At 68.2% G+C, this 22396-nt stretch carries 26 protein-coding genes and 1 tRNA gene; 13 read left to right on the forward strand and 14 right to left on the reverse strand.

Annotation, left to right across the window (positions count from 1 at the left end):
- Positions 1-24: 24 nt before the first annotated feature.
- Positions 25-1287, reverse strand: a complete 1263-nt coding sequence (locus ACSZL9_RS08115; RefSeq protein ID WP_446664946.1) for a GNAT family N-acetyltransferase — start codon at positions 1285-1287, stop codon at positions 25-27.
- 108 nt (positions 1288-1395) lie between these two features.
- On the opposite strand from ACSZL9_RS08115, the gene ACSZL9_RS08120 reads away from it, so the two are divergent.
- Together ACSZL9_RS08120 and ACSZL9_RS08125 are read left to right on the forward strand one after the other, a co-directional pair.
- Positions 1396-1593 (forward strand): hypothetical protein, encoded by a 198-nt coding sequence (locus tag ACSZL9_RS08120; protein ID WP_446664947.1) that lies wholly within the window; start codon positions 1396-1398, stop codon positions 1591-1593.
- Between the two features lie 46 nt (positions 1594-1639).
- Entirely contained in the window at positions 1640-1915 is a 276-nt protein-coding gene (locus tag ACSZL9_RS08125; protein WP_446664948.1) for a type II toxin-antitoxin system PemK/MazF family toxin, read from the forward strand.
- 9 nt (positions 1916-1924) lie between these two features.
- Here ACSZL9_RS08125 and ACSZL9_RS08130 read toward each other — a convergent pair whose 3' ends face one another.
- On the reverse strand, positions 1925-3400 hold the full coding sequence (locus ACSZL9_RS08130) for an MFS transporter (RefSeq protein ID WP_446664949.1): 1476 nt from the start codon (positions 3398-3400) through the stop codon (positions 1925-1927).
- Between the two features lie 194 nt (positions 3401-3594).
- Between ACSZL9_RS08130 and ACSZL9_RS08135 the strand changes: the two genes are divergently transcribed.
- Positions 3595-4101: a YqeB family protein gene (locus tag ACSZL9_RS08135; protein WP_446664950.1), complete on the forward strand. Its 507-nt coding sequence runs from the start codon at positions 3595-3597 to the stop codon at positions 4099-4101.
- On the opposite strand, the gene ACSZL9_RS08140 is transcribed toward ACSZL9_RS08135, so the two are convergent.
- The 5 genes from ACSZL9_RS08140 to arsM form a co-directional block, all read right to left on the reverse strand.
- The gene (locus ACSZL9_RS08140; protein ID WP_446664951.1) at positions 4089-4391 is read right to left on the reverse strand and encodes a metal-binding protein; all 303 of its coding nucleotides are present in this window, start codon (positions 4389-4391) and stop codon (positions 4089-4091) included. The genes ACSZL9_RS08135 and ACSZL9_RS08140 overlap by 13 nt on opposite strands.
- Positions 4388-4999, reverse strand: a complete 612-nt coding sequence (locus ACSZL9_RS08145) for a methylated-DNA--[protein]-cysteine S-methyltransferase (protein ID WP_446665124.1) — start codon at positions 4997-4999, stop codon at positions 4388-4390. Before ACSZL9_RS08145 ends, ACSZL9_RS08140 begins: the two co-directional genes overlap by 4 nt.
- A gap of 2 nt (positions 5000-5001) precedes the next feature.
- Positions 5002-5496, reverse strand: a complete 495-nt coding sequence (locus ACSZL9_RS08150) for an RNA polymerase sigma factor (protein ID WP_446664952.1) — start codon at positions 5494-5496, stop codon at positions 5002-5004.
- 96 nt (positions 5497-5592) lie between these two features.
- The gene (arsB, locus tag ACSZL9_RS08155) at positions 5593-6669 is read right to left on the reverse strand and encodes an ACR3 family arsenite efflux transporter (RefSeq protein ID WP_446664953.1); all 1077 of its coding nucleotides are present in this window, start codon (positions 6667-6669) and stop codon (positions 5593-5595) included.
- Entirely contained in the window at positions 6666-7475 is an 810-nt protein-coding gene (gene arsM / locus ACSZL9_RS08160; RefSeq protein ID WP_446664954.1) for an arsenite methyltransferase, read from the reverse strand. Before arsM ends, arsB begins: the two co-directional genes overlap by 4 nt.
- A gap of 97 nt (positions 7476-7572) precedes the next feature.
- Here arsM and ACSZL9_RS08165 point away from each other — a divergent pair, with 97 nt between their 5' ends.
- Positions 7573-7926, forward strand: coding sequence for an ArsR/SmtB family transcription factor (locus ACSZL9_RS08165; RefSeq protein ID WP_446664955.1), 354 nt, complete (start codon positions 7573-7575; stop codon positions 7924-7926).
- Positions 7927-8027: 101 nt separating this feature from the next.
- Here ACSZL9_RS08165 and ACSZL9_RS08170 read toward each other — a convergent pair whose 3' ends face one another.
- The 5 genes from ACSZL9_RS08170 to ACSZL9_RS08190 form a co-directional block, all read right to left on the reverse strand.
- Positions 8028-8231, reverse strand: coding sequence for a cold-shock protein (locus ACSZL9_RS08170; RefSeq protein WP_446664956.1), 204 nt, complete (start codon positions 8229-8231; stop codon positions 8028-8030).
- 204 nt (positions 8232-8435) lie between these two features.
- Positions 8436-9128 carry a PHP domain-containing protein gene (locus ACSZL9_RS08175; RefSeq protein WP_446664957.1) on the reverse strand — a complete coding sequence of 231 codons (693 nt, stop codon included), beginning with the start codon at positions 9126-9128 and terminating at the stop codon, positions 8436-8438.
- Between the two features lie 211 nt (positions 9129-9339).
- Complete coding sequence (locus ACSZL9_RS08180; RefSeq protein WP_446664958.1) at positions 9340-9720, reverse strand: type II toxin-antitoxin system PemK/MazF family toxin; 381 nt, start codon at positions 9718-9720, stop codon at positions 9340-9342.
- The gene (locus tag ACSZL9_RS08185; protein WP_446664959.1) at positions 9672-9905 is read right to left on the reverse strand and encodes a hypothetical protein; all 234 of its coding nucleotides are present in this window, start codon (positions 9903-9905) and stop codon (positions 9672-9674) included. Before ACSZL9_RS08185 ends, ACSZL9_RS08180 begins: the two co-directional genes overlap by 49 nt.
- A 62-nt stretch (positions 9906-9967) precedes the next feature.
- Positions 9968-11389, reverse strand: a complete 1422-nt coding sequence (locus ACSZL9_RS08190) for an MFS transporter (RefSeq protein WP_446664960.1) — start codon at positions 11387-11389, stop codon at positions 9968-9970.
- A 77-nt stretch (positions 11390-11466) separates the two neighbouring features.
- Between ACSZL9_RS08190 and ACSZL9_RS08195 the strand changes: the two genes are divergently transcribed.
- Complete coding sequence (locus ACSZL9_RS08195) at positions 11467-12339, forward strand: EamA family transporter (protein ID WP_446664961.1); 873 nt, start codon at positions 11467-11469, stop codon at positions 12337-12339.
- Between the two features lie 59 nt (positions 12340-12398).
- Entirely contained in the window at positions 12399-14087 is a 1689-nt protein-coding gene (locus ACSZL9_RS08200) for a serine/threonine-protein kinase (protein WP_446664962.1), read from the forward strand.
- A 75-nt stretch (positions 14088-14162) separates the two neighbouring features.
- Here ACSZL9_RS08200 and ACSZL9_RS08205 read toward each other — a convergent pair.
- Positions 14163-14246: transfer RNA gene (locus ACSZL9_RS08205), tRNA-Tyr, on the reverse strand.
- Between the two features lie 127 nt (positions 14247-14373).
- Here ACSZL9_RS08205 and ACSZL9_RS08210 point away from each other — a divergent pair.
- Both ACSZL9_RS08210 and ACSZL9_RS08215 read left to right on the forward strand, forming a co-directional pair.
- Entirely contained in the window at positions 14374-14871 is a 498-nt protein-coding gene (locus ACSZL9_RS08210; RefSeq protein WP_446664963.1) for a YajQ family cyclic di-GMP-binding protein, read from the forward strand.
- 239 nt (positions 14872-15110) lie between these two features.
- Positions 15111-15782, forward strand: coding sequence for a hypothetical protein (locus ACSZL9_RS08215; protein WP_446664964.1), 672 nt, complete (start codon positions 15111-15113; stop codon positions 15780-15782).
- On the opposite strand, the gene ACSZL9_RS08220 is transcribed toward ACSZL9_RS08215, so the two are convergent.
- Positions 15766-16383, reverse strand: a complete 618-nt coding sequence (locus ACSZL9_RS08220; RefSeq protein ID WP_446664965.1) for a TetR/AcrR family transcriptional regulator — start codon at positions 16381-16383, stop codon at positions 15766-15768. The two genes, ACSZL9_RS08215 and ACSZL9_RS08220, sit on opposite strands and share 17 nt — an antisense overlap.
- A gap of 112 nt (positions 16384-16495) precedes the next feature.
- Between ACSZL9_RS08220 and ACSZL9_RS08225 the strand changes: the two genes are divergently transcribed.
- The 5 genes from ACSZL9_RS08225 (at position 16496) to ACSZL9_RS08245 (ending at position 22392) form a co-directional block, all read left to right on the forward strand.
- Positions 16496-17311 (forward strand): SDR family oxidoreductase, encoded by an 816-nt coding sequence (locus ACSZL9_RS08225; protein WP_446664966.1) that lies wholly within the window; start codon positions 16496-16498, stop codon positions 17309-17311.
- Positions 17308-18339, forward strand: coding sequence for an NADPH:quinone oxidoreductase family protein (locus ACSZL9_RS08230; RefSeq protein ID WP_446664967.1), 1032 nt, complete (start codon positions 17308-17310; stop codon positions 18337-18339). Before ACSZL9_RS08225 ends, ACSZL9_RS08230 begins: the two co-directional genes overlap by 4 nt.
- Before the next feature lie 23 nt (positions 18340-18362).
- Positions 18363-19118: a 3-oxoacyl-ACP reductase FabG gene (gene fabG / locus ACSZL9_RS08235; protein WP_446664968.1), complete on the forward strand. Its 756-nt coding sequence runs from the start codon at positions 18363-18365 to the stop codon at positions 19116-19118.
- A 128-nt stretch (positions 19119-19246) separates the two neighbouring features.
- The gene (locus tag ACSZL9_RS08240; RefSeq protein ID WP_446664969.1) at positions 19247-19456 is read left to right on the forward strand and encodes a hypothetical protein; all 210 of its coding nucleotides are present in this window, start codon (positions 19247-19249) and stop codon (positions 19454-19456) included.
- 59 nt (positions 19457-19515) lie between these two features.
- Positions 19516-22392, forward strand: coding sequence for a helix-turn-helix transcriptional regulator (locus tag ACSZL9_RS08245; protein ID WP_446664970.1), 2877 nt, complete (start codon positions 19516-19518; stop codon positions 22390-22392).
- Positions 22393-22396: the final 4 nt, after the last annotated feature.

Raw genomic sequence — 22396 nt, forward strand, 5'->3', positions numbered from 1 at the left:
GGGCCGGCGGACCAGGAGCTGAGGTCAGAAGCCGACGGCTGCCGCCGGCGGCAGCGGCATCCGCAGGGCTGCATCCAACTCCCGTGCCGCACCGCTGCGTCGCTCGTCGAGCAGCCCGGCCTCTCGCGCGGCCTCCAGTCCGCGCGCGCCCAAGTAGGCGGAGGCCAGTTGCTGTGTGTCCAGCACCAGGTCGGGGCTGTCCTCGGTGCGCGTCATACGCCCGGCGCCTTCCGCATCGGCGGCGAGCCGCCAGCGTCCCTGGTTCCACGCACACGCACTGTCCTCGACCTCGAGGACGAGGTCGACCGGGGCGGCATACCCACGGCATTCCATGGCGAGGGGTAGGTCGACCAGCCGGACCCACAAGCTGTCCCATGTCGGGCCGTGGATGCCCCGGTCCCCGCCCGTCCAGGCGAACGCCGGATCATCCATCCCTCGGTGGTTCAGCACCACCGAGGAGGTGAGGTCGAGGTCCACGAGGCGTCGCAGCAGGGCGAGCTCGGTCGCGGGGTCGCCGATCAACTCGCCGACCTCGACCGTGCCGTCGGGCCGACCCTCGTCCCACTTCTCCTTGCGACGGAACCAGGCATAGCCGACATCGACACCGTCGCGCACAGCGAAGAGGAGGCGCTGAGGCTCCGTGTCCCGCAAGGTCTGTGGTGTGTCGCGGGCGAACATCTCGTAGGTCTCCGGCTCCCGAACGACGGAGCCGAGGGTGAGCGCGCCTGCGTGCATCGCGGCAGCCTTCATGCGGTCCGCGACGCCCGGAGTGCCCGCGGCGACGAGACGGGTCCGAAGCTCGGACGCCGCTTGCTCCAAGCCAGGGGCTGTGAACGTCGCGCCCCTGCTGAGCGTCACCCTGGTCTCCAGCGACGCGACGCCGTAGCCGTGCCGGCCGTAGATCGCCGGCTCGCTGGCGTGCAGGACCGACAGTCCGGACCAGTCGCCGCCACGCACACGCTCGAAGTGGTCGCGCAGCATCGCGGTGAGGACTCCTCGCCGGCGCTCGTCAGGGTGCACACCGACAAAGGTGAGGCCGCTCACCGGAAGCTGCCGCAGACTCTGCTGCGGCCCGGGCACAGTGAGCGTCAGCGGGTAGACGCCGTAGACACCTGCGTAGTAGGCGGGATCGCCATCCGCGACCTCGGCCGCGAACCGCTGGTCCTCCCGGATGCCCGAGAGTTCCCGTGCCGGAGACTGCCGAGACGGCTCGGCGAACCAGACGAGCTCGTCCGTGTCGAGAAACCGTCGGGCGTCGTGGGCCGGCCCCACATGTATGTCTGCCATCCCACCAATGAAGCGCCCGGGAGAGTCTCTTGCAACCGGATATCCCCCGGGCTCCGCCCGGAAATTGCGCTGTAGACCACCTTGTCTACAAGGAGTAGCCTTGGGGGCATGAGCGACACAACGACGATCCGGGTCAGTCGCACCACCCGCGACGTCCTCAACGAGCTGGCTGCGCGGCGTGGTGAGACCGTGGCCGACTCCGTCGCGCGCGCCGTCCGGCTGCTCGAACAAGACGCCATCGGCGAAGACCTTTCAGCCCCGCTACGCGACGACGAGATCTCCTGGCTCGATGCTGACGCCGGGTGACGTCGTCGAGCTTGACCTCGGCCCGCCCGCCGGCGCAGAGGCCGGTATGCACAGACCCGCGATTGTCATCACCGCCGACCGGATCCTGCACGGCGGACCGAATGTCATCCAGGTCGTGCCACTCACCCGCACGATCCGCGACAGCGGAGCCGAGGTCGTGATCGATCCGGACGAACTCAACGGGCTCGGTGCCGTCTCCGCCGCGCAATGCCAGCACATCCGATCCATCGCCACGACCCGGGTAGGTTCCCGGATCGGCAACGTAGGCCCCGCCATGCTTCGGCAGGTCCGGAGCATCGTGGCCATCGTCATCGACGCCTGACACATCCGCTCAGTGTTGCTCCTCGACCGAGTGTGAGTCGGTCAGGCTGAGCGCACCGATGGCGGCGACAATGCCGACGACCGCTGCCAGCACCAGATAGGTCACCCGCTCACCGTGGAAGAAGGAGTGCACCAGAGCGCTGCTCCAGGTGCCGGCCGGCAGCGTCGCGGTCACCAACGAGGCGATGAGCGTGCCGACCAGTGCCGTGCCGACGCTGGTGCCGAGCTCCTGGGCGGTGTCGTTCAGCGCGGTGCCCATCGACGTGCGGTTCTCCGGCATCGCGTCAACGAGTGCGACGGCACAGATCGTCATCAGGGTGCGCAGCCCGACGGTCATGACGACCATCGAGACCGCGACCGCCGGGTAGCCGTGCTCGACGCCCCACGCCATACCGACGAGCGAGACCGTCAGGCAGGCCGCGCCGACGAGGCAGGCGATGCGGTGGCCGAAGCGCTTGCCGAGCCACTCCGAGAAGGGAGTGGCCGCCAGCATGGTCGCGATCATCGGCAGGTTGGCCAGGCCGGCCCGCACCGGGCTCCAGCCGTAGGCGTACTGGAAGTGCAGGATCAGCCCGAACATCACCGCTGCCATGGCGATCGCGGCACCGACCTGAGCGAGTATGGCGCCGCGCACCGTCCCGTTGGACAGGATCGACAGGTCCAGCATCGGTGCGCCGGAGGCGCGCTCACGCCATACCCACGCAAGGGCTGCCGTGACTGCCCCGCCGAGCAACAACACGGTCTGCGCAGACAGCCAGCCGTGCTGGACGCCGCTGGTCAGTGAGTAGCAGGCCAGGCCGATCATGGTGATGCTGAGCGCCGCACCAGGCAGGTCGAGCTTGTCCTTGGTGAGGCCGTCACGGGTGTCCGGCGCGACACCGCGCCATACGCCGATGGCCGCGATGAGGGCAATCGGTGCGTTCACGACCAGCAGCCACTCCCAGCGGATGTGTGCCAGCGCGGTGCCGCCGAGGAGCGGGCCGAGGATGAAACCGGACATGCCGACGACGATCATCACCGTCATCGCACGCATCCGCAGCTCCTTGCTGTCGAACAGGCGGAACACCAGCGAGTTGGTGATCGGCGCCATCATCGCGGCTGCGACGCCGAGCAGGGCACGCAACACGATGAGTTGGCCGGTCGAGTCGACGAAGACTACGCCGAGACTGAGCAGCCCGAAGAGCCCGAGTCCGATCAGCAGGACGCGTCGTCGGCCGAAGCGGTCGGCGACGGATCCGGCGGTCAGCAGCAGCCCGCCGAAGGTCAGCGAGTAGGCGCCGGTGACCCACTGCAGCGCGGTCGTGCCGCTGCCGAGGTCGCGGCCGATGGTCGGTAGCGCGATCGACAGCAGGGTGTTGTCGACCATCTCGACGAAGAACGCGAGACAGAGTGCGGCGAGTGGAATCCACGCGGCGCGAATCGACGAATACGTCCGCGGGCCAGGGGGTTTCGCGGTGGGCGGTTTGGTCAGAGTGGCGTTGGTCATGGCTGCCTCCTCGCAGAGCTGGGGAAGTTCGGTCTGCGAGGGAAGCTATGGACGCCGACTTTCAGCGAGGTTTCGCGTCGGCTTCACCGGTTCCCGGATCGGTTTCAGCGCTGGCCCGAAGGTGAGACTTTCGATACCCGGCCGTCGACGTTCGAACGATGTGCAGCGCGAGGCAGGTTCGTAGCGTTCGAGGCATGAACTCCGGCATACATCTCGACAAGAGCGACGGCGCCGGTGAACCCGCGAAGCTCGGGTTCACCCGTGACGACGTGCTCTGGATGGTGGCGATCTTCGGCGTGCTGGCCGGTGGCCTGCTCGGCGCGGCTCCGTGGATCGCACGCTGGTTGCGCGATATCCCCGCGGTGCCGTTCCACGCGGCCCTCGACCAACTCGCTTCCTTCGACCAGCCGTGGTCGCATGTCGCGCGCCCGGCGCTCGGCATCGTGCTCGGTGTCGGCGCCGCCCTGGTGATCGTGCTCACCGCCCATCGCCTCGAGGTGTATGACGACCATCTCGTCATCCGGCGCGGCGACGATCGTCGCTCGATCGCACGCGACGACATCGTGGGGATCCATCGGGACGGCAAGAAGATCGTCATCGACGGCAAACAGGGGCGGCGCATCTTCGCAGACGAAGTGGAAGCCAAGGCGCAGCAGGTGCGAGCCGCCTTCCTGGATCGTGGTTATCCCTACGAGTCCTGATCAGGACGTTGCGACTTCCACTCCCGATACTTCTCCCGCAAGCAGGTCCCGCACGGCCGGTAGCCAGCCGCGATCGCTGTCGCCTCGTCCGCGAAGAAGACGCGGTGCTCGACGTAGCCGCCCTGCGCGATCGCGCGCAGGGCGGACGGGCAATCGAGCCGGCCGCAGATGTGACGACGCCGATATCCACCGAGCGTCCCGGGCTTGGTCGAGAGGTAGGGCATTCCGTCGGCGTCGACCAGGGTGAATTGCCCGGCGCCGGAACGGTTTTCGTGCGACACGTTCATCATGCGGCACCTTCCATCGTCAGCAGGGTCGTCTTGGCATCGACTCCCCCGACATACTGACCGAGCGAGCCGTCGCTGCGCACCACGCGGTGACACGGGACGACGATCGGCAGTGGGTTGGTCGCGCAGGCGGTGCCGACGGCACGCACGGCCTTCGGTCGGCCGACGAGCGTTGCGACCTCGCCGTATGACGCAGTGCGGCCGTAGCCGATCGACGGCAGGCTGCGCTGCACCTCCGCGCGAAACCCCGAGGACAGTGCGTGGTCCAGGGGCAGGTCGAACGTGGTGCGGTGACTGGCGAAGTATTCGTCCAGCTCCCGAGCCGCGTCGTCCAATCGCGCCGTGCTCCGCAGGATCCGCGGACTGACCCGATCGGCGATCGTGCCGAGCACCCGGTCGAAGTCCTCCCGCTCGTAGGCGACCCGGACCAGGCCGCGTTCGGTCGCCGCGAGCAACAGCGCGCCGAGCGGGCTGTCGATGGTGCGGTAGGTGACATCGAGCAGGCCGTCCTGATCGGCGGCGAGCGCCAATCGGCTGCGGAGAGAGTCAATTTCGTCTGCGGCGACGGGAAGCGCCGCGGTCAGGTCGAACGTCTTGCCGGTGGTGCCCATCGTCATGCTCCTTCCCGAGATGCGTTCGATGCGTAGGTCTGCCGCAGGCTCTTGATGCCATCAGCTGCTGCCCGGCGGACCGCATCCGCGGTGCCGCCGATCAGCTCGGCGGTGTCCTTGTGGGCCAGTCCCCCGACGTAGTGGTACGCCACTGCGAGGCGTTGCCGCTCGGGCAGCGCCGCCACGGCGGACCACAGGTCCGGGTCCGACTCATCGGGTATGCCGTCGGCGCTTGCCGCCACTGTCGGCAGCTCGTCCACCGGCACCGGCTGCCGACCGCGTGCGCGGATCACGTCGATCGCCTTGCGGTGCGCGACCCGGACCAACCATGCCTCGACGTTGGTGTTGTCGGGCAGGTCGGGCCAGGCCCGCAGGGCGGCGACGAAGGTCTCCGACCAGGCGTCGTCGGCATCGGGCGACACACCGAGCACAGCGCGACAGACCCGCAGCACGGTGGGCCCGTGTGCATCGATCGCGTTCTCGAATGGTTGCTTCATCATCACCCGGTAGTCGCCGTGGGTCGCCGAAACGTGAGGTCGACGAGTTCCACCGTCCTGCTCCTGGTGTCAGCCTGTCACTTCAGTCGCTGTCGCTCACAGCTCCTGCCCGACCGCGCCACGAACGCCGCCAGGGAACCACCGTCGTGCCGCGAGCGCGACATACACCAGCGCGACGAGCACGGGGACCTCGATGAGCGGCCCGACGACACCCGCGAGCGCCTGACCGGAGGTGACTCCGAAGGTCGCGATCGCGACGGCGATGGCGAGCTCGAAGTTGTTGCCGGCGGCGGTGAAGGCCAACGTCGCGGTCCGCTCGTAGGGCAGCCCGACGACTCGGCCGAGCGCGAAGCCGCCGCCCCACATGAGCGCGAAGTAGGCGAGCAGCGGCAGCGCGATCCGTGCCACGTCGAGCGGGTGAGCGGTGATTTGCTTGCCCTGTAACGCGAACAGGATGACGATCGTGAACAGCAGACCGTAGAGGGCCCACGGTCCGAGTCGCGGCAGGAAGGTGCCTTCGTACCACTCACGCCCCTTCGCCCGCTCGCCGAGCCGGCGGGTGAGGAACCCCGCAACCAGCGGTATGCCGAGGAAGACCAGCACCGATGCGGCGATCTGCCACGGCGAGACGTCCAGCCGCTCCTGATGCAGACCGAGCCATCCGGGCAGCACGGAGAGGTAGAACCAGCCGAGCACTGCGAACATGACGACCTGGAAGACCGAGTTGATCGCCACCAGCACGGCGGCGGCCTCCCGGTCACCGCAGGCGAGATCGTTCCAGATGATGACCATCGCGATGCATCGGGCGAGACCGACGATGATGAGCCCGGTGCGGTATGCCGGAAGGTCGGGAAGGAACAACCACGCGAGCGCGAACATCAGCAGCGGTCCGAGCACCCAGTTGAGGACCAACGAGGTGACCATAAGTCGCCGATCCGCGGTGACCGTGTGCAACCGGTCGTAGCGCACCTTCGCCAGGACGGGATACATCATCACCAGCAGCCCGAGGGCGATAGGCAACGAAATCCCTTGCACCTCAACGGCTCCCAGGGCTGAGCCGAGCCCGGGTATGACGCGCCCGAGCAACAGGCCCGCGACCATCGCAGCGCCGATCCACACGGGGAGGAAGGTGTCCAGCGTCGACAACCTGATCGACGGTCGGGTCTCACTCATGGCTTCGTCGCGCGGATGAGCGCGGAGTGCATCCCGTCTGCTGCCTCGTGGGTGAATTCCACTGCGGCGTCGACGAATCCGGCCTCCTGCAACCCGTCCAGGTATTCGGACCGGGACAGTGCTCCGGCGATGCACCCGACATACGAGCCGCGCTCCGCACGGTCGGCGGGCGTGAGGTGGTCCTCGGCCACGACGTCGGAGATGCCGATGCGGCCGCCGGGGGCCAGCACGCGGAACATCTCGGCCAGCACGGCCGGCTTGTCGGTCGACAGGTTGATGACGCAGTTGGAGATGACCACGTCGACCGACCCGTCCGGCAGCGGGACGTCCTCGATGGTGCCCTTGAGGAAGTCGACGTTCGTCGCGCCAGCCTTCGCCTTGTTGGACTCCGCGAGCTCCAGCATCTCGTCGGTCATGTCGACGCCGTAGGCGTGGCCGGTCGGGCCGACGCGACGGGCGGAGAGCAGCACGTCGATCCCGCCTCCGGAGCCGAGATCGAGAACGGTCTCGCCCTCGTGCAGCTCGGCGACCATCATCGGGTTGCCGCAGCCCAGTGATGCGGCGACAGCCTCCGCGGGCAGCGTGCCCTGCTCGTCGGCGGAGTAGAGCGACGCACCGAACGCGTCGTCGACCTCGCCGGATCCGCCGCAGCACGAGGCGTTTTCGCTTGGCGAGCAACAGGATTGGCCTGCGTCCACGACGGCGAGCGCTTCTCGATTGCCCTGCGTGACGGCGGACGCCGCGGCGGCATACCGGCTGCGCACCTCTTCGCGAACGTCGTCGGTGGTCCCGGTGGTGTCGGTCATGGTCGATCTCCTTCGGCGAATTCATCGATGAACTTCAATATGACCATCCTGAATCACGCATCGACATTCGTCAATGCGTATCGATAGACTGGTCGCCATGACCACTCGGACCGAGCTGCCGATCCCCCCCGTCGGGATCGGCGCGTGCTGCGCTCCCCTGACCGGCGGCATCCTCGACGACGAGTCCGCGGAGCAACTCGCCCGCACCTTCAAGGCGCTCGGCGACCCGACGCGAGTGCGACTGGTCTCGCTGATCGCCGCAGCCGATGGCGCGGAAGCGTGCATCTGTGACCTGACCGAGCCAGTCGGCCTGAGCCAACCGACCGTGTCGCATCACATGAAGCTGCTGGCGGACGCCGGCCTCGTCACCCGCGAACAACGCGGCAAGTGGGCCTACTACCGGATCGTCGACGAGACGTTCGACGCGCTGCGCGCGGCCGTCAGCCGCTGACAGTCCGCGCGCGTCATACCTCCGAACGAGCGAAGCGGGCGCATCCCAGGAGAAGTCTCCCGGGATGCGCCCGCCAACGTTGCGGTGCTTGGCTCAGTGGCTCAGAGCGGACGAACGTTCTCGGCCTGCGGGCCCTTCTGACCCTGAGCGGGGTCGAACTCGACGCGCTGGTTCTCGTCGAGCGACTTGTAGCCGCTGCCGCTGATCGCGGAGAAGTGGACGAAGACGTCGGGGCTGCCGTCCTCCGGGGCGATGAAGCCGAAGCCCTTTTCGGCGTTGAACCACTTGACGGTGCCTGTTGCCATATTGGCGATCCCTCCAAAATATTCCGAGCCGCACACGGTGCGCGATGCACGGGGCCATACGACGACGCGCGCACACACCGAAATGGACTCACGGTGGTGGTGCGTCGAGCGATGCATGGATCCAGCGCGCTCAAGACGTGAAGGAAAACTGCCGACCGCCTCACAGCCTAGCTGCTTGAGGAGGCTGCTCGCAGAGCCTGGTCTTCACCTAGCCCAGAAGTCCTCCGGCTCGGTGCCGGCTCGGAAGCCGAAGTGCTCAAGCATTGCAGCTGCTTCCGGGAAGTTGGCGGCAATCACGCTGGGTTCGAAAGGCCCTGCAGTATCCGTCGGCCAGGTGCGCACTGCGTAGTCGATGTGGGTGAAGACCGCGAAGGTGTCCGATCCTGCGACCATCCGCGGAATCTCCTCGAGGTACGCAGACATCACCTCGGTCGGATCCTGGTTGCGGTAGAGCGTGATCGGCTCGGCGCGGTCGGTGTCGCCATACGGGAGCATGTGCAGTGATCCGTTGACCCGGTTAATCTCTCCCGAACCGATGATGTCGGCCGCCGCACCGTCCCAGAGGTGTGGCTGGCCGAACTCGACGCCGGTGAGGATTCGCAGCTCCGGAAACGTATGGCGACACCGGTCGATCGACTCCAGGTATCCCGTCAGGTCGAAGGCCGGCAGTCGCACATGCCCCGTGGCGTCGATGAGCTTGCGCTCGTGTGGATCCAGGTCGGCCGGTTCCGCACGCCAATGGTCCTCGAAGTCGAGGTGCTCGGTGAAGATCAGCGTGGAAAGCCCTATGCGACAGGCGCGTTCGCAGGTTCGTCGCATGAGGCCGACCGACACAGGGTCGGTGGCAGCGTCCCAGGAGTATTCGCTGTGGACGTGGGAGTCGGCGGGTAGCTCCATGAACGTGATGCTGCCACGATGGGCGGCTCAGCAGCCCCCCGCTGCGTGCCTCGTGAGCCCGAACTGCGGTAAACCCAGAGTCCAGCCGGTCGATTCATATAGTCGGCGCCTGTCGCCCAACCGGCGACATACGCCGTAACAGCGTCCGCAGTCGACTCGTCAATGAGCAACACTCAGAACACATTACGTCGGCGACCGCATCCTTCGCCCGTTACAGGTCGAGCACGAAACGCAGCGCCTGGTCGATGCTTCGCATCGGCGCTGGCGAGATCGTGCCGATCCGGGAGATCAATCGGTCGACGGAGATCGTCCGGAGCTGATCGCAGCGCGCGTAGGAGGTGTGGTCGAGACCGCTCTCGACCGGGTCCAACTCGATGTGGCTGCGCAGGCCATAACCAACGGTCGTGACGGGGACGACCACCACCAGCCCACCGGGCCCGTTGTTCAGGATGTCGACCGAGACGATCACAGCAGGCCGTCGGTGAGCCGGCTCGTGCCCCACCGGACTGCCGAGGTCGACAGCGTGGGCCTCACCGCGCCAGATCAAGTCAGTTCGTCCCAGTCGGACCGCTCCGCGAGGTACTGCTCCCACCGCTCCGGGTCCTGGCGCAACCGCTGGTAGTCCTCACCGAGCCCGCGAAGAAACTCCCGGCGCTCGAGTGCGTCGATCGCTTCGTGCACGATGTCGACGACCGTGGTCTGACTACTTCGAGCGAGCGCTTGCAGGCGCTCGGAGTCCGGTCTCCGAACACGCACCGTCGTGGTCTCTGCAGCCATGGCCCCATTGTAGACGAAATGTAGACAATGGCGAATTGTAATGCTTCAGCCTCGCGCGGCCGTCATACGGCCGACGTGGTGGGTGCCACCTTGCGCCGCAACCCGACCAACGTCAGCAACCCACCGACCAGCACGAGCGCGACGCACCACCACATCGATGCGCGGAACGCGTCGCCCACGGCGATCGGGTCCCTGTATGCCGTGCCCGACAATCCGGTGAGCAGCGGCAGCACCGCGACGGCGATCAGCCCGGCGGTGCGCGAGATCGCGTTGTTGATGCCGCTGGCGAGGCCCGTCTGGCCGTCCGGCACCGCGGCAAGCACGGCACCGGTCAGCGGCGCGACGAGCATCGACAGCCCGAACCCCATGATGATCACGCCGGGCAGGATCTGTCCGATGTATGACGGGTCGTTCGGCGCGACCGCCAACCAGCCGAAGCCGAGCATCAGCACGGCCGCACCGGCGACCATCGGCATACGGGCACCGAATTTGGTTGCCACAGAACCAAATCGGGACGCGAGGAAGAACATCACCACCGAGACCGGCACCGTCGCAGCGCCCGCCTCCAACGGAGTCCAGCCCGCGCTGACCTGCAGGAAGATCGCCAGGAAGAGCATCGACCCGGTCAGCGCCGCATAGACGAATACCGTCACGATGTTGATCACCGAGAAGTCCCGCGACCCGAACAGCCACGGCGGCACCATCGGGTGCGACTCGCGCAGCTCGACGAGCACGAAACCTGCCCCTGCGACGATCCCGACCGCGAGCGCCAGCACCGTCGTCGTGGATGCGCCGGTGTCCGGCCAGGCGGTGAGCGCCCATGTGATGCCCGCCAACGCGACGGGCGCGAGAAACACTGCCCACCAGTCGATCCGGTGGGGCGCCTGCGCGTCACGCGACTCCGGGGCGGTGCGCAGCAACCACAGGGTGAGCGCACCGAGCGGGACGTTGATCCAAAAGGCGATCCGCCAGTCGATGCCGACCAGCCAGCCGCCGACGATCGGGCCACCGGCGGTCGCGATGCCGAGCGTGCCGGTCCAGGCGCCGACCGCCCGCATCCGGTCCTCCTCCCGGAACGACGCCTGCAGCATCGCCAGCGAGCCCGGTGTCAGCAGCGCGGCAGCGACACCTTGCAGGATGCGCGCGATCACCAGGATTTCGATCGTCGGGCTCAGCGCGACAAGGACGGACGTGACCGCGAATCCGGCCACTCCCCGGCCGTAGACGCGCTTGCGGCCGAGTCGGTCACCCAGCGAACCGCCGAGCAGGATCAACGACGCCAGCGCCAGGGTGTAACCGTTGACCACCCACTGCAGGCCGGCGAGGCCGGCGTCGAGGTCGTCACCGATGTGCGGCAGCGCGACATTGACGATGGTGCCGTCCAGGAAACCCAGGCCACTGCCGAGCACCGCCGTCGCGAGCAGCCGCCGACCGGCCGGCTCGTTCATCGCGAGCAGCCGCGTGGGCCCGTCCTCGTCGGTCACCTGCGGGACAAGGCCACCGGCAGACGGATAATTCCCGGACGCCCGTGTGCCCGCGACACCCGGGTAGCGTCGCAGTGATGTCCGCGACAGCCCTGCTCCTCGTGCTCGGCGCAGCGGTGCTGCATGCGATCTGGAACATCGCCGCGAAGCGGGTCGCACACGGCGGCTACGCCTTCGTCTTCGCCTACGCCCTGCTGTCGGCGGTCATCTGGCTGCCGATCGGGCTGATCGTCCTGGCCGCGAGCGACGCCCGCATCAGCTGGGCGCTGCTCGGCGCGACGGCGCTGTCCGGGCTGCTGCACATCGCCTACGGCCTCGCGCTGCAGACCGGCTATCGCACCGGAGATCTCAGCGTGGTCTACCCCGTGGCTCGCGGCACGGGACCGCTGCTCACCATGCTCGTCGCGATCCTGATCATCGCCGAACGCCCCGGAGCCGTCGCGATCGCCGGCGGGCTGGTGATCATCGCGGGAGTGGCGGTCGTCGCCACGGCACCCTCCGCGGGTGGGGCGCGGCGGCATACCCGCTCGGCATACATCGGCCTGCAGTGGGGCGTGCTGACCGGCGTGGCCATTGCGGCATACACGCTCTGGGACGACCACGCGATGACCGGTCTGGCGCTGCTGCCGATCCCCTACTTCGCGATGAGCGTGACCTGGGAGGCGCTGCTGATGATCCCCGGGCTGCGTGGCGCCGGCGCCGACCTGCGCCAGGTCGTGCGCCGGCACTGGCCCGAGATCGTCTGTGTCGCAGTGCTTTCGCCGCTTGCGTACATGCTGGTGCTGCAGGCGATGACGACCACATCGGTCGCGCTGGTCGCGCCGGCCCGCGAGTCGAGCATCGTGGTCGGGTCGCTGCTGGCGTGGAAGCTGTTCCACGAGCCGGCGCCCGCCAGGAGGTTCGTCGGAGCGGTCGTGGTGCTGGCCGGCATCGCCTTGATCACCGTCTGACGAGGGGTATGGCGCGGCGCGCTGACATACCCTGGGCCTCGTGAGTGGGGGTGAGGCTGATGAGTGACGATCGCGTCGGCACGACATTCGGGCACTACGAGCTGCGCTCGGTGCTCGGACGCGGCGGGATGGGAGTGGTCTACGAGGCCTACGACCAGGTCCATGACCGCGTCGTGGCGCTGAAGCTGCTGCCGCAGGATCTCGCGAGGGACGACAACTATCGGGATCGCTTCCGCCGCGAGGCGCGCATCGCGGGTCGGCTCGGCGAGCCGCACATCATCCCGATCCACGACTTCGGCGAGATCGACGGCATCCTCTACATCGACATGCGCCTCGTCCGCGGCCGCGACCTGCGCGCCCTGCTGCGCGACCACGGACCGATGCGCCCCGAGCGGGCGCTCGACCTGCTGGGCCAGGTCGGGGCGGCCCTGGACGCGGCGCACGCCGACGGCCTGGTGCACCGCGACGTCAAGCCGGAGAACATCATGGTGACGTCCGAGGGCTTCGCCTACCTCGCCGACTTCGGCATCGCCGCACGTGTCGACGACCAGCGGCTGACGCAGGCAGGCAGCGCACTCGGCTCGTTTCGCTACATGGCACCGGAGCGGTTCAGCGACGCACCGGTCACCGCCGCGTCCGACATCTACTCGCTCGGTTGCGTCCTGCACGAGTGCCTCACCGGGAGCCCGCCGTTCAACCAGCGCGAGGTCAGCTCGCTGATCCGGGCACACCTCACCGACGCGCCACCGCCGTTGCCGAGCAACACGGCGGGCGACGCCATACCCGCGTCTGCGGCACGACTGCAGGGTGTGTTGTTCCACGCACTCGACAAGGACCCGGCACGTCGCTATCGCTCGGCCGGACTGATGCTGCGCGACGCTCGCGCCGCGTTGGCCGCCGGTCCCGGAGCCGACGTCTCGTCCGAGCCGACGCGCACCGCACGCACCGCGCCGATCGCCGCCGCTCCCCCGCAGCCGACGCAGATGCAGCCGGCGCACACGCAGCCGGCACACACGCAGCCGATGCACCGGTCGGCACCGCCTGCACCCGCCCCGGCTCCGCGCCGGGACAACGGCAACCGGGCACTGTGGGTCGTGGCCGCGGTCGTCCTCACGGCCGCCGTGATCTCTGCCGGCTGGCTGGCGATCCGGTCGTTCGGCGGATCCTCCGACGCGGCCGCATCGACGGGCGCTCCGACGGCTGAGTCGACCGCTCCCGCACCGACCGGCACAGCCACCGACACCGCGACCTCCGACCCGGAGGAGTCGACCGCTGACGCCACGTCGGAGACCTCGGAGTCGTCAGAATCTTCCGAATCGTCTGAATCCTCGGAGTCGTCTGAATCGTCGTCCGAGTCCTCAGAGTCGTCGTCGGAGTCACCCGACCTGCACGGCCCGACCATCGCGCCCAGCGACAGCTGGACCTATCAGGGCTGGTCGGACGGCACCGCCCAGTGCCATGCCACGGACCGAGCAGTGGTGATCGGCGGCGGAGGCGACATACACCTCGTCATCTGCGAGATCGCCTCCGGCGAATCGGGCCGGTTCTACTACCTGGGACACCAGGCCGGCACGGGGAGCGTCGAGATCCCCAGCTCCGCGGGCGCGACCATCAGCGGCAGCGGCAGCAACTGGGTGATGACGAACAAGGGCACGACATACACCGTGACCCAGGGCAACCTCACGATCACCCGTCCCGACGGCACGACGCAGCTCGACCGCACCCTCGACACCTTCGAGACACCCTGAACCCGTGCACACCCCGTGTATGACGACCCGTGCACGACGAAGGGCCCCGGCGATTTCGCCGGGGCCCTTCCGCACTGGTGCCAGGTCTAGGATTCGAACCTAGGTAGCTTTCGCGACGGATTTACAGTCCGCTCCCATTGGCCGCTCGGGCAACCTGGCGTGGTGCGTGGACGAGGATACAAGCATCGGGCGGCGCGGGCCAATCGACATACCCAACCCGGCATACCGGCGACCGCCCGGCATACTCGGCACGAGCACAGCACCCCTTCAACCGAGGAGCAGCATCATGGCCGACTCGTCGTTCGACATCGTCAGCAAGACCGACAAGCAGGAGGTCAGCAACGCCCTGAACCAGGCCGCCAAGGAGATCTCCAACCGCTACGACTTCCGCAACATCGGCGCGGGGATCGAGTGGTCCGGCGACAAGATCGTGATGAAGGCCAACTCGGAGGAGCGCACCCTGGCTGTGCTCGACGTCTTCCAGACCAAGCTGGTCAAGCGCGGTGTCTCGCTGAAGTCGCTGGAGCTGTCCCACGACGGCGAGCCGCAGTTGTCCGGCAAGGAATTCCGCCTGGAAGCGACGCTCAAGGACGGCATCAGCCAGGAGAACGCCAAGAAGATCTCCAAGCTAATCCGCGACGAGGGCCCGAAGTCGGTCAAATCGCGCATCGAGGGCGACGAACTGCGCGTCACGAGCAAGTCCCGTGACGACCTGCAGGAGGTCCAGCGCCTGCTCAAGGGCGCCGATCTGGACGTGGCCCTGCAGTTCACGAACTACCGGTGAGACCGGTGCACTGACAGCGCGCTGCGGCGTACGACGACGTCGGCGGCGGCGGGAGGTTCACGGACCTCCCGCCGCCGCCATTCTGCGTCATGAGCAAGATCACAGGCGAAGTTGGACGATCGTCCTGTACGGCAGCCCTACCGTTCAGTAACTTTACCTTGTCTTTACGCAATTCGGCGTGGGACAGCGCTGCTCAGGGCAAGTCGCCCGCAGGCCTTTCTAGGGGAATGCACCGTCACATGAACAACTCCACACCGTCTCGCCGCGCCGTCGCCAAGTCAGCCGCCTGGGCCGCTCCCGTCATCGCCATCGGCGTCGCGGCACCCGCTGCATCGGCGTCCACGACCGGCACGCCTGCCGGACTGCAGGGATGGGTCACCGTCACCGAGAGCTGCAGCCCGCGCCCCGGGACGCAGCTGGCCATCGACGGCGCGGGCAGCTACCCGGACCGTGGCCTGTGGGTCTTCAACACGACCCCGACGACGACGATCGCCGACGCCACGATGACGTTCTACTTCCCATCCAACCTGAAGCTGACGTGGTCCTACGCCGCCGGCAGCTCCCGGCTGTGGAGCCCGCTGACCAGGGACGCCTCGGCGCCCTCCATCACGGGCATGACCGCCTACACGACCCGCTACTCCGGCGGGTTCGTCCACGTCCCGAGTGACGCCCCCGGCAAGCCGGCCTACAGCTACGCCGAGGGCCAGCCGCGGTTCGCTGCCGAACCGCTGCCCTACGGCCACTGCCAGTCCACGATCCAGGCCTATGCCCGTCGCTCCGTCGTCGTCGACAACGAGCAGATCTCCTTCCAGCGCGGACCGATCAGCCTGCGCCCGACATTCGCACGCAACTCCGTGTCACACGCGGACGCCGGCACCGCTGCGGTGACGACGCTCAGCGCCGGACTCTGACGACGCCGGGGTCGGACCCCGCCATACGCAACGCCATCCGGGCACTGTGCTCGGCGATGCGGGCGGGCTTCCAGGACTCGCGCTCGTCATACCAGCGGGCAACGTCGATGGACATGCCCATGATCGCGTTGGTCGTCATGCCGACGTCGGCACAATCGAAGTCCCTCGACGCCACGCCACGCTCCAGCACTTGTCGCACCGTCTGCTGTATGTCGCGCCGCAACGCGTCAATCACCACGCGATGCTCGGGGGTCAGTGCTGCCAACTCGTAGTTGACCACCCGGGCGAGGGTGTGGTCGGTCGTGTGGCCGAGCACGAAGGTCCGGATCATCGATGCGAGCTGGCCGGGCGGAGTGTCCTCCTGCGCTGCAGCAGCCCGCAGTGCGGCCAGGCTGGACTGGTGACCGGCCAGCGAGATCGCAAAGAGCAGCGACTCCTTGGTGCGGTGATGGACATAGACCGCGGCCGGTGACATGCCCGCAGCGGCAGCGATGTCGCGTGTGGTCGTGCCGTGGAAACCCTTGGCACCGAACGCATCTCGCGCGGCGTCCAGCAGTCTTCGCTGCGCCTCGGACGGGTGCGCCTCCACCGGCTCGGCCATGGGCTCCCTTCCCGATCGACATCCGCCGGTCCATCACCGACGCGTTGACGAGCATGCCGCAGCGTGCCACGCTAAGCAAGCGCTTAGTAGCCCGAGCCCTCGAAGGAGCACCGTGCCCAGACCACTCACGACCTGGCGGGATCAACGAGTGGTGGTCACCGGCGCTGCACGAGGCATCGGTGCCGCGATCGCGACCCGGCTCGCCGGCCTCGGCGCGCACGTGGTGATCACTGACCTGCTCGAGCAACAGCTGCACGAAACCGCGGATCAGATTGGCGCACAAGCGATCCCGGCCGACATCTCCACGGAGGAAGGCGTCCGCACGGTCGTCGACGGTGCCCGTGACCGACTGGGCGCGGTCGATGTGTGGATCGGCAACGCCGGTGTTGCACGCGGCGAGGGCATCGAGGCTAAGGACTCCGACTGGGAGACCTCCTGGGCGGTCAACGTCATGGCGCACGTTCGCGCGTCGCGACTGCTGCTGCCGGAGTGGCTCGAGCGCGGGTCCGGCCGGTTCGTCATTACCGCCTCCGCCGCAGGGTTGCTGACCGTGCTGGGCCAGCCGTCATACGCGGTCACCAAGCACGGCGCCGAGTCCTTCGCCGAGTGGCTGGCCGCCACCTACGGCCACCGCGGGATCGACGTCCACGCGATCTGCCCGCAGGGCGTACACACCGACATGTATCCCGGACCGGGCGACGACCCAGTCGCGGCAGTGATCGGCAACGACGGCACACTCGAGCCGTCGGACGTCGCCGACCGCCTGGTGGAAACCGTTGCGGCCGGTGAGTTCCTGGTCCTGCCGCACCCCGAGGTGAAGCAGTATTTCGCGCTGCGCGGAGCCGACACCGACAAGTGGCTGCGCGGGATGCAGCGGCTGCAGGCGAGGATCGACCACACGAACGCCGAGACAGGAGAAGCGCGATGAAGGCATGGCAGGTGCAGCAGTTGGCGATGCCGGCGGAGGCGTTGCAGCAGACCGAGCTGCCCGCTCCCGAACCCGCGGCGGGCCAGGTGCAGGTGCGCGTGCGCAGCGCCGCGCTGAATTTCCCCGACGTGTTGATGTGCCAGGGCCTCTACCAGGTGCGGCCGGAGGTGCCCTTCACACCGGGTGCGGAGCTGTGCGGTGAGATCACCGCCCTCGGCGACGGCGTGACCGACCGCGCGGTCGGCGACCGGGTGATCGGGATGGCGGCACTGCCGCATGGTGCATTCGCCGAGACCGCGCTGATGCCGGCCGAGAGCGTCCTGGCCCCCGAGACACTGGACGACGACGCGGCCGCCGTCCTGACCATCGCCTACCAGACCGCGTGGGCCGCACTCTTCCGCCGCGCGCAGCTGCAGCCGGACGACATCGTGCTCGTGCAGGCGGCTGCCGGGGGCGTCGGCTCGGCCACCGTGCAGCTTGCGAAGCACAACGGCAACCAGGTCATCGCGATCGTCGGAGGACCCGAAAAGGCCGCAGCCGCAAGGGAGCTCGGTGCCGACGTGGTGATCGACCGCAAGGCGCAGGACGTCATCGCGGCGGTCAAGGAAGCCACCGATGGCCGCGGCGCGGACGTCATCTTCGACCCGGTCGGCGGTGACGCCTACGACCTGCTGGCCAAGTGCGTGGCCTTCGAAGGCCGGATCGTCGTCGTCGGCTTCTCCGGTGGTCGCATCCAGGCTCCGCCGCACAACCATCTGCTGCTGAAGAACTACTCGATCCTCGGATTGCACTGGGGTTACTACCAAACGATGCGACCGTCGGTCATCGCGCAGGGGTATGCCGAGCTGTCCCGTCTCGCCGACGCGGGCGTCATACAACCCCTCATCAGCAAGCGCCTCGGCTTCGACGAGCTGGCCGACGGACTGACCGAGCTCGCTGCCGGCACGACCGTCGGGCGACAGGTCTGGCGTCCGGGTCTCGATACACCTCCTCCGCTTCGCTCCCCCGGCACTCGACCGACCAGTTGAAACCCATCCACTGAAGGAGAGATATGACAGACCAGCGAACCGCGATCGTCACCGGAGCCGCGCGCGGCATCGGTGCGCAGATCGCCCGACGCCTCGCCTCGGACGGACTGGCAGTTGCCATCCTCGACCTGGACGAAGGCGCCTGCCAGGTCCTCGCGGAGGAGATCACCCAGGGCGGCGGCAAGGCGCTCGGCGTCGGCTGCGACGTGAGTGACGAGGAGTCGGTCGCCAAGGCCGTCGAGCGCGTCGCGACCGAGCTGGGTGCCCCGACCGTGCTGGTCAACAACGCCGGCGTGCTGCGCGACAACCTGATCTTCAAGATGTCCGCGGACGACTGGGACACCGTGATGAACGTGCACCTGCGCGGCAGCTTCCTGATGACGCGCGCAGCGCAGAAGTACATGACCGAGGCGAAGTTCGGCCGCATCGTCAACCTGTCGAGCACGTCCGCGCAGGGCAACCGCGGCCAGGTCAACTACTCGGCCGCCAAGGCCGGCCTGCAGGGCTTCACCAAGACCCTCGCGGTCGAGCTCGGCAAGTTCGGCGTCACCGCCAACGCGATCGCGCCCGGCTTCATCGTCACCGACATGACCAAGGCGACCGCCGAGCGGGTCGGCATCGACTTCGAGGAGTTCCAGCAACTCGCTGCCAAGGAGATCCCGGTCCAGCGCGTCGGCCGCCCGGCCGACATCGCCAACGCCGCTTCCTTCTTCTGCAGCGAGGACGCCGGCTTCGTCAGCGGCCAGGTGCTGTATGTCGCGGGCGGTCCCTACGATTGATCCGGCGGTGCCGGTTCCCGCCTGAGGTAGCACCTCAGGCGGGAAATAGGGCAACTGCCCGAGGCGGTGCGATACCTCAGCGAACGACTCTCGATGTCATCGAGCACACGACATCGAAAGGCACGCTGATGATGAACTTCTCCTACTCCACCTCCCCCATCGTCGAGGCGGAGATCGGCTACCGCCAGCAGCAGATCGCGCACGACTTCGCGGTCGCACACGGCTGGGAGCTGAGCATCCGCCGGATCTTCGGGCGGCGCCGCCGCAAGGACCACGCTCCGACGCCCCCTCGTCGCAACACCAATCTGGTCAAGCCCGGGCAGCTGGGGTGGCGGTGACCTCCAGCGGATCGGTCCTGACCGGTCCGCCCGAGTCGCCGACACGCAAGAATGGCGTGGTGATAACCGACACCGAGCCGGCCGGACCGATCTTCGGCCGCACCGAGCAGATCGACGACTTCGCGGAGTTGCTCAGCGACTCCGCGAAGTCGTCGATCACGTTGCTCGGCGGTGACGCCGGCATCGGCAAGACGCGGCTCGTCCAGGAGGTCGCCGGCGTATGTCGCGCCGCAGGAGGCATTGCCGTCGGGGGACGCTGTCTCGATCTCGGGGACAGCGTCGCGCCATACCTGCCGATCGGTGACATCGCCCGGTCACTGCGGGAGTTGCCCGCAGCGGACGAGGTGATCTCCGCCGACCGGCTCGCTCCCGCCGACGGCGCGCGTCCGGTCGAATACTTCGAGAACGTCGCCGGGATGCTCGGCGAGCTCACCCAGCTCGCGCCGGCGCTGGTCGCCGTCGAGGACGTGCACTGGGCCGATCGTGCGACCCGCGAACTGCTGACCTACCTCTTCACCCGTGGCGTGCCTGCGGGTGTGCACGTTGTCGCGACATACCGCACCGATGACCTGCACCGGCGGCATCCGCTGCGCCCGGCTCTCGCCGAATGGTTCCGGCTGCCTGCCGTGCGCCGGGTGCTGCTCGAGCCGCTGACAGCGGCCCCGGCGCGCTCGCTCGTGGAGCATCTGCTCCCCAGCGTCGATGATCGGGATGCCGGCGAGATCGTCCGCAGATCCGGCGGAAACCCTTTCTTCACAGAGGAACTCGTCAACGCCTCGTTGCAACCGCACGACTTGGCCGGGTCGTCGATCCCTGGTGACCTGGCCGACCTGCTGCTGGTGCGGGTGGACTCGCTCGACGCGGACACGCGCCAGGTGTTGCGTGCGGTGTCGGTCGCCGGATCGGTCGCAACCGACACCACGCTGCAGGCCCTGACCGACCTCTCCCCCGACCTCCTGCACACGGCGCTGCGCGCGGCGATCGACGCACACCTGCTGATCACTCGACCGGACGGCACGTTCGCCTTCCGTCACGCGCTGCTCGCCGAGGCCGTGTATGACGACCTCCTCCCGGGCCAACGAGTGCGACTGCACGACACGTTGACCGACATACTCGCCGGGCTGGACGACCCGAGCGGTGCTGCGACCCTGGCACTACACGCCGAACTGGCCGGGCGCTACGCGACCGCTCTGGCGGCCAGGGTGCGTGCCGGTGACGACGCGCTCGACGCCGCCGCGCCGTCCAACGCCGCGCGCCATTTCGAGAAGGCGATCAGTCTCGCGGCCGGCCACCCGGAGATGACCGACGTGCCGACCGACCTGTCCGAGCGGGCCGCCGAAGCCCTTCTCGCAGCAGGCGATCCGCACCGGGCGGCCGAGCTCGTGCGCGACGTGTTGCGATCCTCCCGCGGCGCGTCGCTCGAACGCGCCCGGATGCTGCGCCTCTATCTGTCGGCACTGCTGCTGACCGACCTGCCGACCATGCATCTCCGCCTGTCCGTCGAGGATCTGCCGGACGAGGCCGACGAGCTGCTCGACCTCGCGATCGGGTGGACCTCCGGGACCGACGACACCGTCCTGCTCGGCCAGCTGACCGCGCTCAAGGCGCACTACCTGCTCGCGTTCGAGCGGTATGACGAGGCGGCCGTGGCGGCCGGAGACGCGCTGACGATCGGACGCACGGTCGAGGAGCCGTCGATCATCACCGATGCGATGACGACGCAGGCCAAGCTCGACGGCATCGCCGGTGAGATGACCGCCGCGGTCGCGATGCTGGAGCAGGTGCGCGAGCGCGCGGTCGCTGAGGGAGACATCCGAGCCGAGTTGCGTGCGCTGCACCAGATCGCCGGGCTGCACGCGCGGGTCGACGACCACACCAAGGCCGCTGCGACCTATGCCGAAGCCATCCGGCGAGCCGCCGAGGCCAACGCCCGCACCGAGATGTACGGCCTGGACTCGATCATCTTCGCCGCGACTCTCGCCGCGAAGATGGCCAACTGGGAGCGGGTCGACTCACTGCTCACCGACTGGGAGAAGCTGCCACCGCTGGCGAAGGCGGCGGCCATGGCGATCCGGATGACCGTCTCGGTCGCACGCGGCCGCTACGACGAAGCACGCGCCGCCTACAAGACGCTCCGCCGGCACTGGCACCAGGACATGTATGTCCTGGTCAACACCGCACCCGCAATGATCGACCTGCTCGGCTCCACCGGCGACCTGGCCGGTGCGACGGAGACCTACGACGACGCCGTCGCGACCGTGAAACAGATCTGGCGGATGCCGGTCTTCGACGCGCAGATCCGGATGACCGCGCTGCTGCTCACCCACCTGGCGGACACCATGGCGAGGGCGCCGCGCGAGGCTGCGCAGTGGTCGGACCGTGCCGAGCTGCTGAACGCCGCGCTCGAGGCCGTGCTCTCGGTGCGTGGCCGACGCGACTCGCTCGGTGAGGAGTCACAGGCGTGGTTCGCCAGAGCGTGCGCCGAGCTGGCTCGGATCTCGGGCGACACCTCGCTGGCGTTGGACGAATACCGAGAGTCGGTGCGCCTTTTCGAGCATGCCGGCTTCGCCTACGAACAGATGGTCGCCGAATACCTGCTCGCCAAGGCGTTGCACTCGACCGGTGAACGGGCAGAGGCGCGAACGGTTTCCGAGCGCGCACTGGCAACCGCACGCCAGCTCGGCGCGGCCCGGTTTATCCCGCTGCTGCGCGGTCACTCGGGTGACGACCGCAGCAACGACGGATCCCTCACCCCGCGCGAGCGGGACGTGCTCGGGCTGGTTGCGGCGGGTATGACGAACGGCCAGCTGGCCAAACGACTCTTCATCAGCACCAAGACCGCCAGCGTGCACGTGTCGAACATCCTGGCCAAGCTAGGCGCCACCAACCGGACCGAGGCCGTCGACCTGGCACGCCAGCGAGGACTGCTGGACTGACCGG

This window comes from Flexivirga sp. B27 (genome assembly GCF_052905685.1).

Bases quoted from the DNA above. Each gene is read 5' to 3' on its own strand.
- ACSZL9_RS08210 (WP_446664963.1), top strand. From the start codon at position 14,374: ATGGCCGACTCGTCGTTCGACATCGTCAGCAAGACCGACAAGCAGGAG.
- ACSZL9_RS08115 (WP_446664946.1), bottom strand. From the start codon at position 1,287: ATGGCAGACATACATGTGGGGCCGGCCCACGACGCCCGACGGTTTCTC.
- ACSZL9_RS08195 (WP_446664961.1), top strand. From the start codon at position 11,467: ATGTCCGCGACAGCCCTGCTCCTCGTGCTCGGCGCAGCGGTGCTGCAT.
- arsM (WP_446664954.1), bottom strand. From the start codon at position 7,475: ATGACCGACACCACCGGGACCACCGACGACGTTCGCGAAGAGGTGCGC.
- ACSZL9_RS08220 (WP_446664965.1), bottom strand. From the start codon at position 16,383: ATGGCCGAGCCGGTGGAGGCGCACCCGTCCGAGGCGCAGCGAAGACTG.
- ACSZL9_RS08125 (WP_446664948.1), top strand. From the start codon at position 1,640: ATGCACAGACCCGCGATTGTCATCACCGCCGACCGGATCCTGCACGGC.
- ACSZL9_RS08135 (WP_446664950.1), top strand. From the start codon at position 3,595: ATGAACTCCGGCATACATCTCGACAAGAGCGACGGCGCCGGTGAACCC.
- ACSZL9_RS08130 (WP_446664949.1), bottom strand. From the start codon at position 3,400: ATGACCAACGCCACTCTGACCAAACCGCCCACCGCGAAACCCCCTGGC.
- ACSZL9_RS08230 (WP_446664967.1), top strand. From the start codon at position 17,308: ATGAAGGCATGGCAGGTGCAGCAGTTGGCGATGCCGGCGGAGGCGTTG.
- fabG (WP_446664968.1), top strand. From the start codon at position 18,363: ATGACAGACCAGCGAACCGCGATCGTCACCGGAGCCGCGCGCGGCATC.
- ACSZL9_RS08150 (WP_446664952.1), bottom strand. From the start codon at position 5,496: ATGAAGCAACCATTCGAGAACGCGATCGATGCACACGGGCCCACCGTG.
- ACSZL9_RS08175 (WP_446664957.1), bottom strand. From the start codon at position 9,128: ATGGAGCTACCCGCCGACTCCCACGTCCACAGCGAATACTCCTGGGAC.
- ACSZL9_RS08215 (WP_446664964.1), top strand. From the start codon at position 15,111: ATGAACAACTCCACACCGTCTCGCCGCGCCGTCGCCAAGTCAGCCGCC.
- ACSZL9_RS08200 (WP_446664962.1), top strand. From the start codon at position 12,399: ATGAGTGACGATCGCGTCGGCACGACATTCGGGCACTACGAGCTGCGC.
- ACSZL9_RS08120 (WP_446664947.1), top strand. From the start codon at position 1,396: ATGAGCGACACAACGACGATCCGGGTCAGTCGCACCACCCGCGACGTC.
- ACSZL9_RS08140 (WP_446664951.1), bottom strand. From the start codon at position 4,391: ATGATGAACGTGTCGCACGAAAACCGTTCCGGCGCCGGGCAATTCACC.
- ACSZL9_RS08240 (WP_446664969.1), top strand. From the start codon at position 19,247: ATGATGAACTTCTCCTACTCCACCTCCCCCATCGTCGAGGCGGAGATC.
- ACSZL9_RS08165 (WP_446664955.1), top strand. From the start codon at position 7,573: ATGACCACTCGGACCGAGCTGCCGATCCCCCCCGTCGGGATCGGCGCG.
- ACSZL9_RS08185 (WP_446664959.1), bottom strand. From the start codon at position 9,905: ATGGCTGCAGAGACCACGACGGTGCGTGTTCGGAGACCGGACTCCGAG.
- ACSZL9_RS08170 (WP_446664956.1), bottom strand. From the start codon at position 8,231: ATGGCAACAGGCACCGTCAAGTGGTTCAACGCCGAAAAGGGCTTCGGC.
- ACSZL9_RS08145 (WP_446665124.1), bottom strand. From the start codon at position 4,999: ATGGGCACCACCGGCAAGACGTTCGACCTGACCGCGGCGCTTCCCGTC.
- arsB (WP_446664953.1), bottom strand. From the start codon at position 6,669: ATGAGTGAGACCCGACCGTCGATCAGGTTGTCGACGCTGGACACCTTC.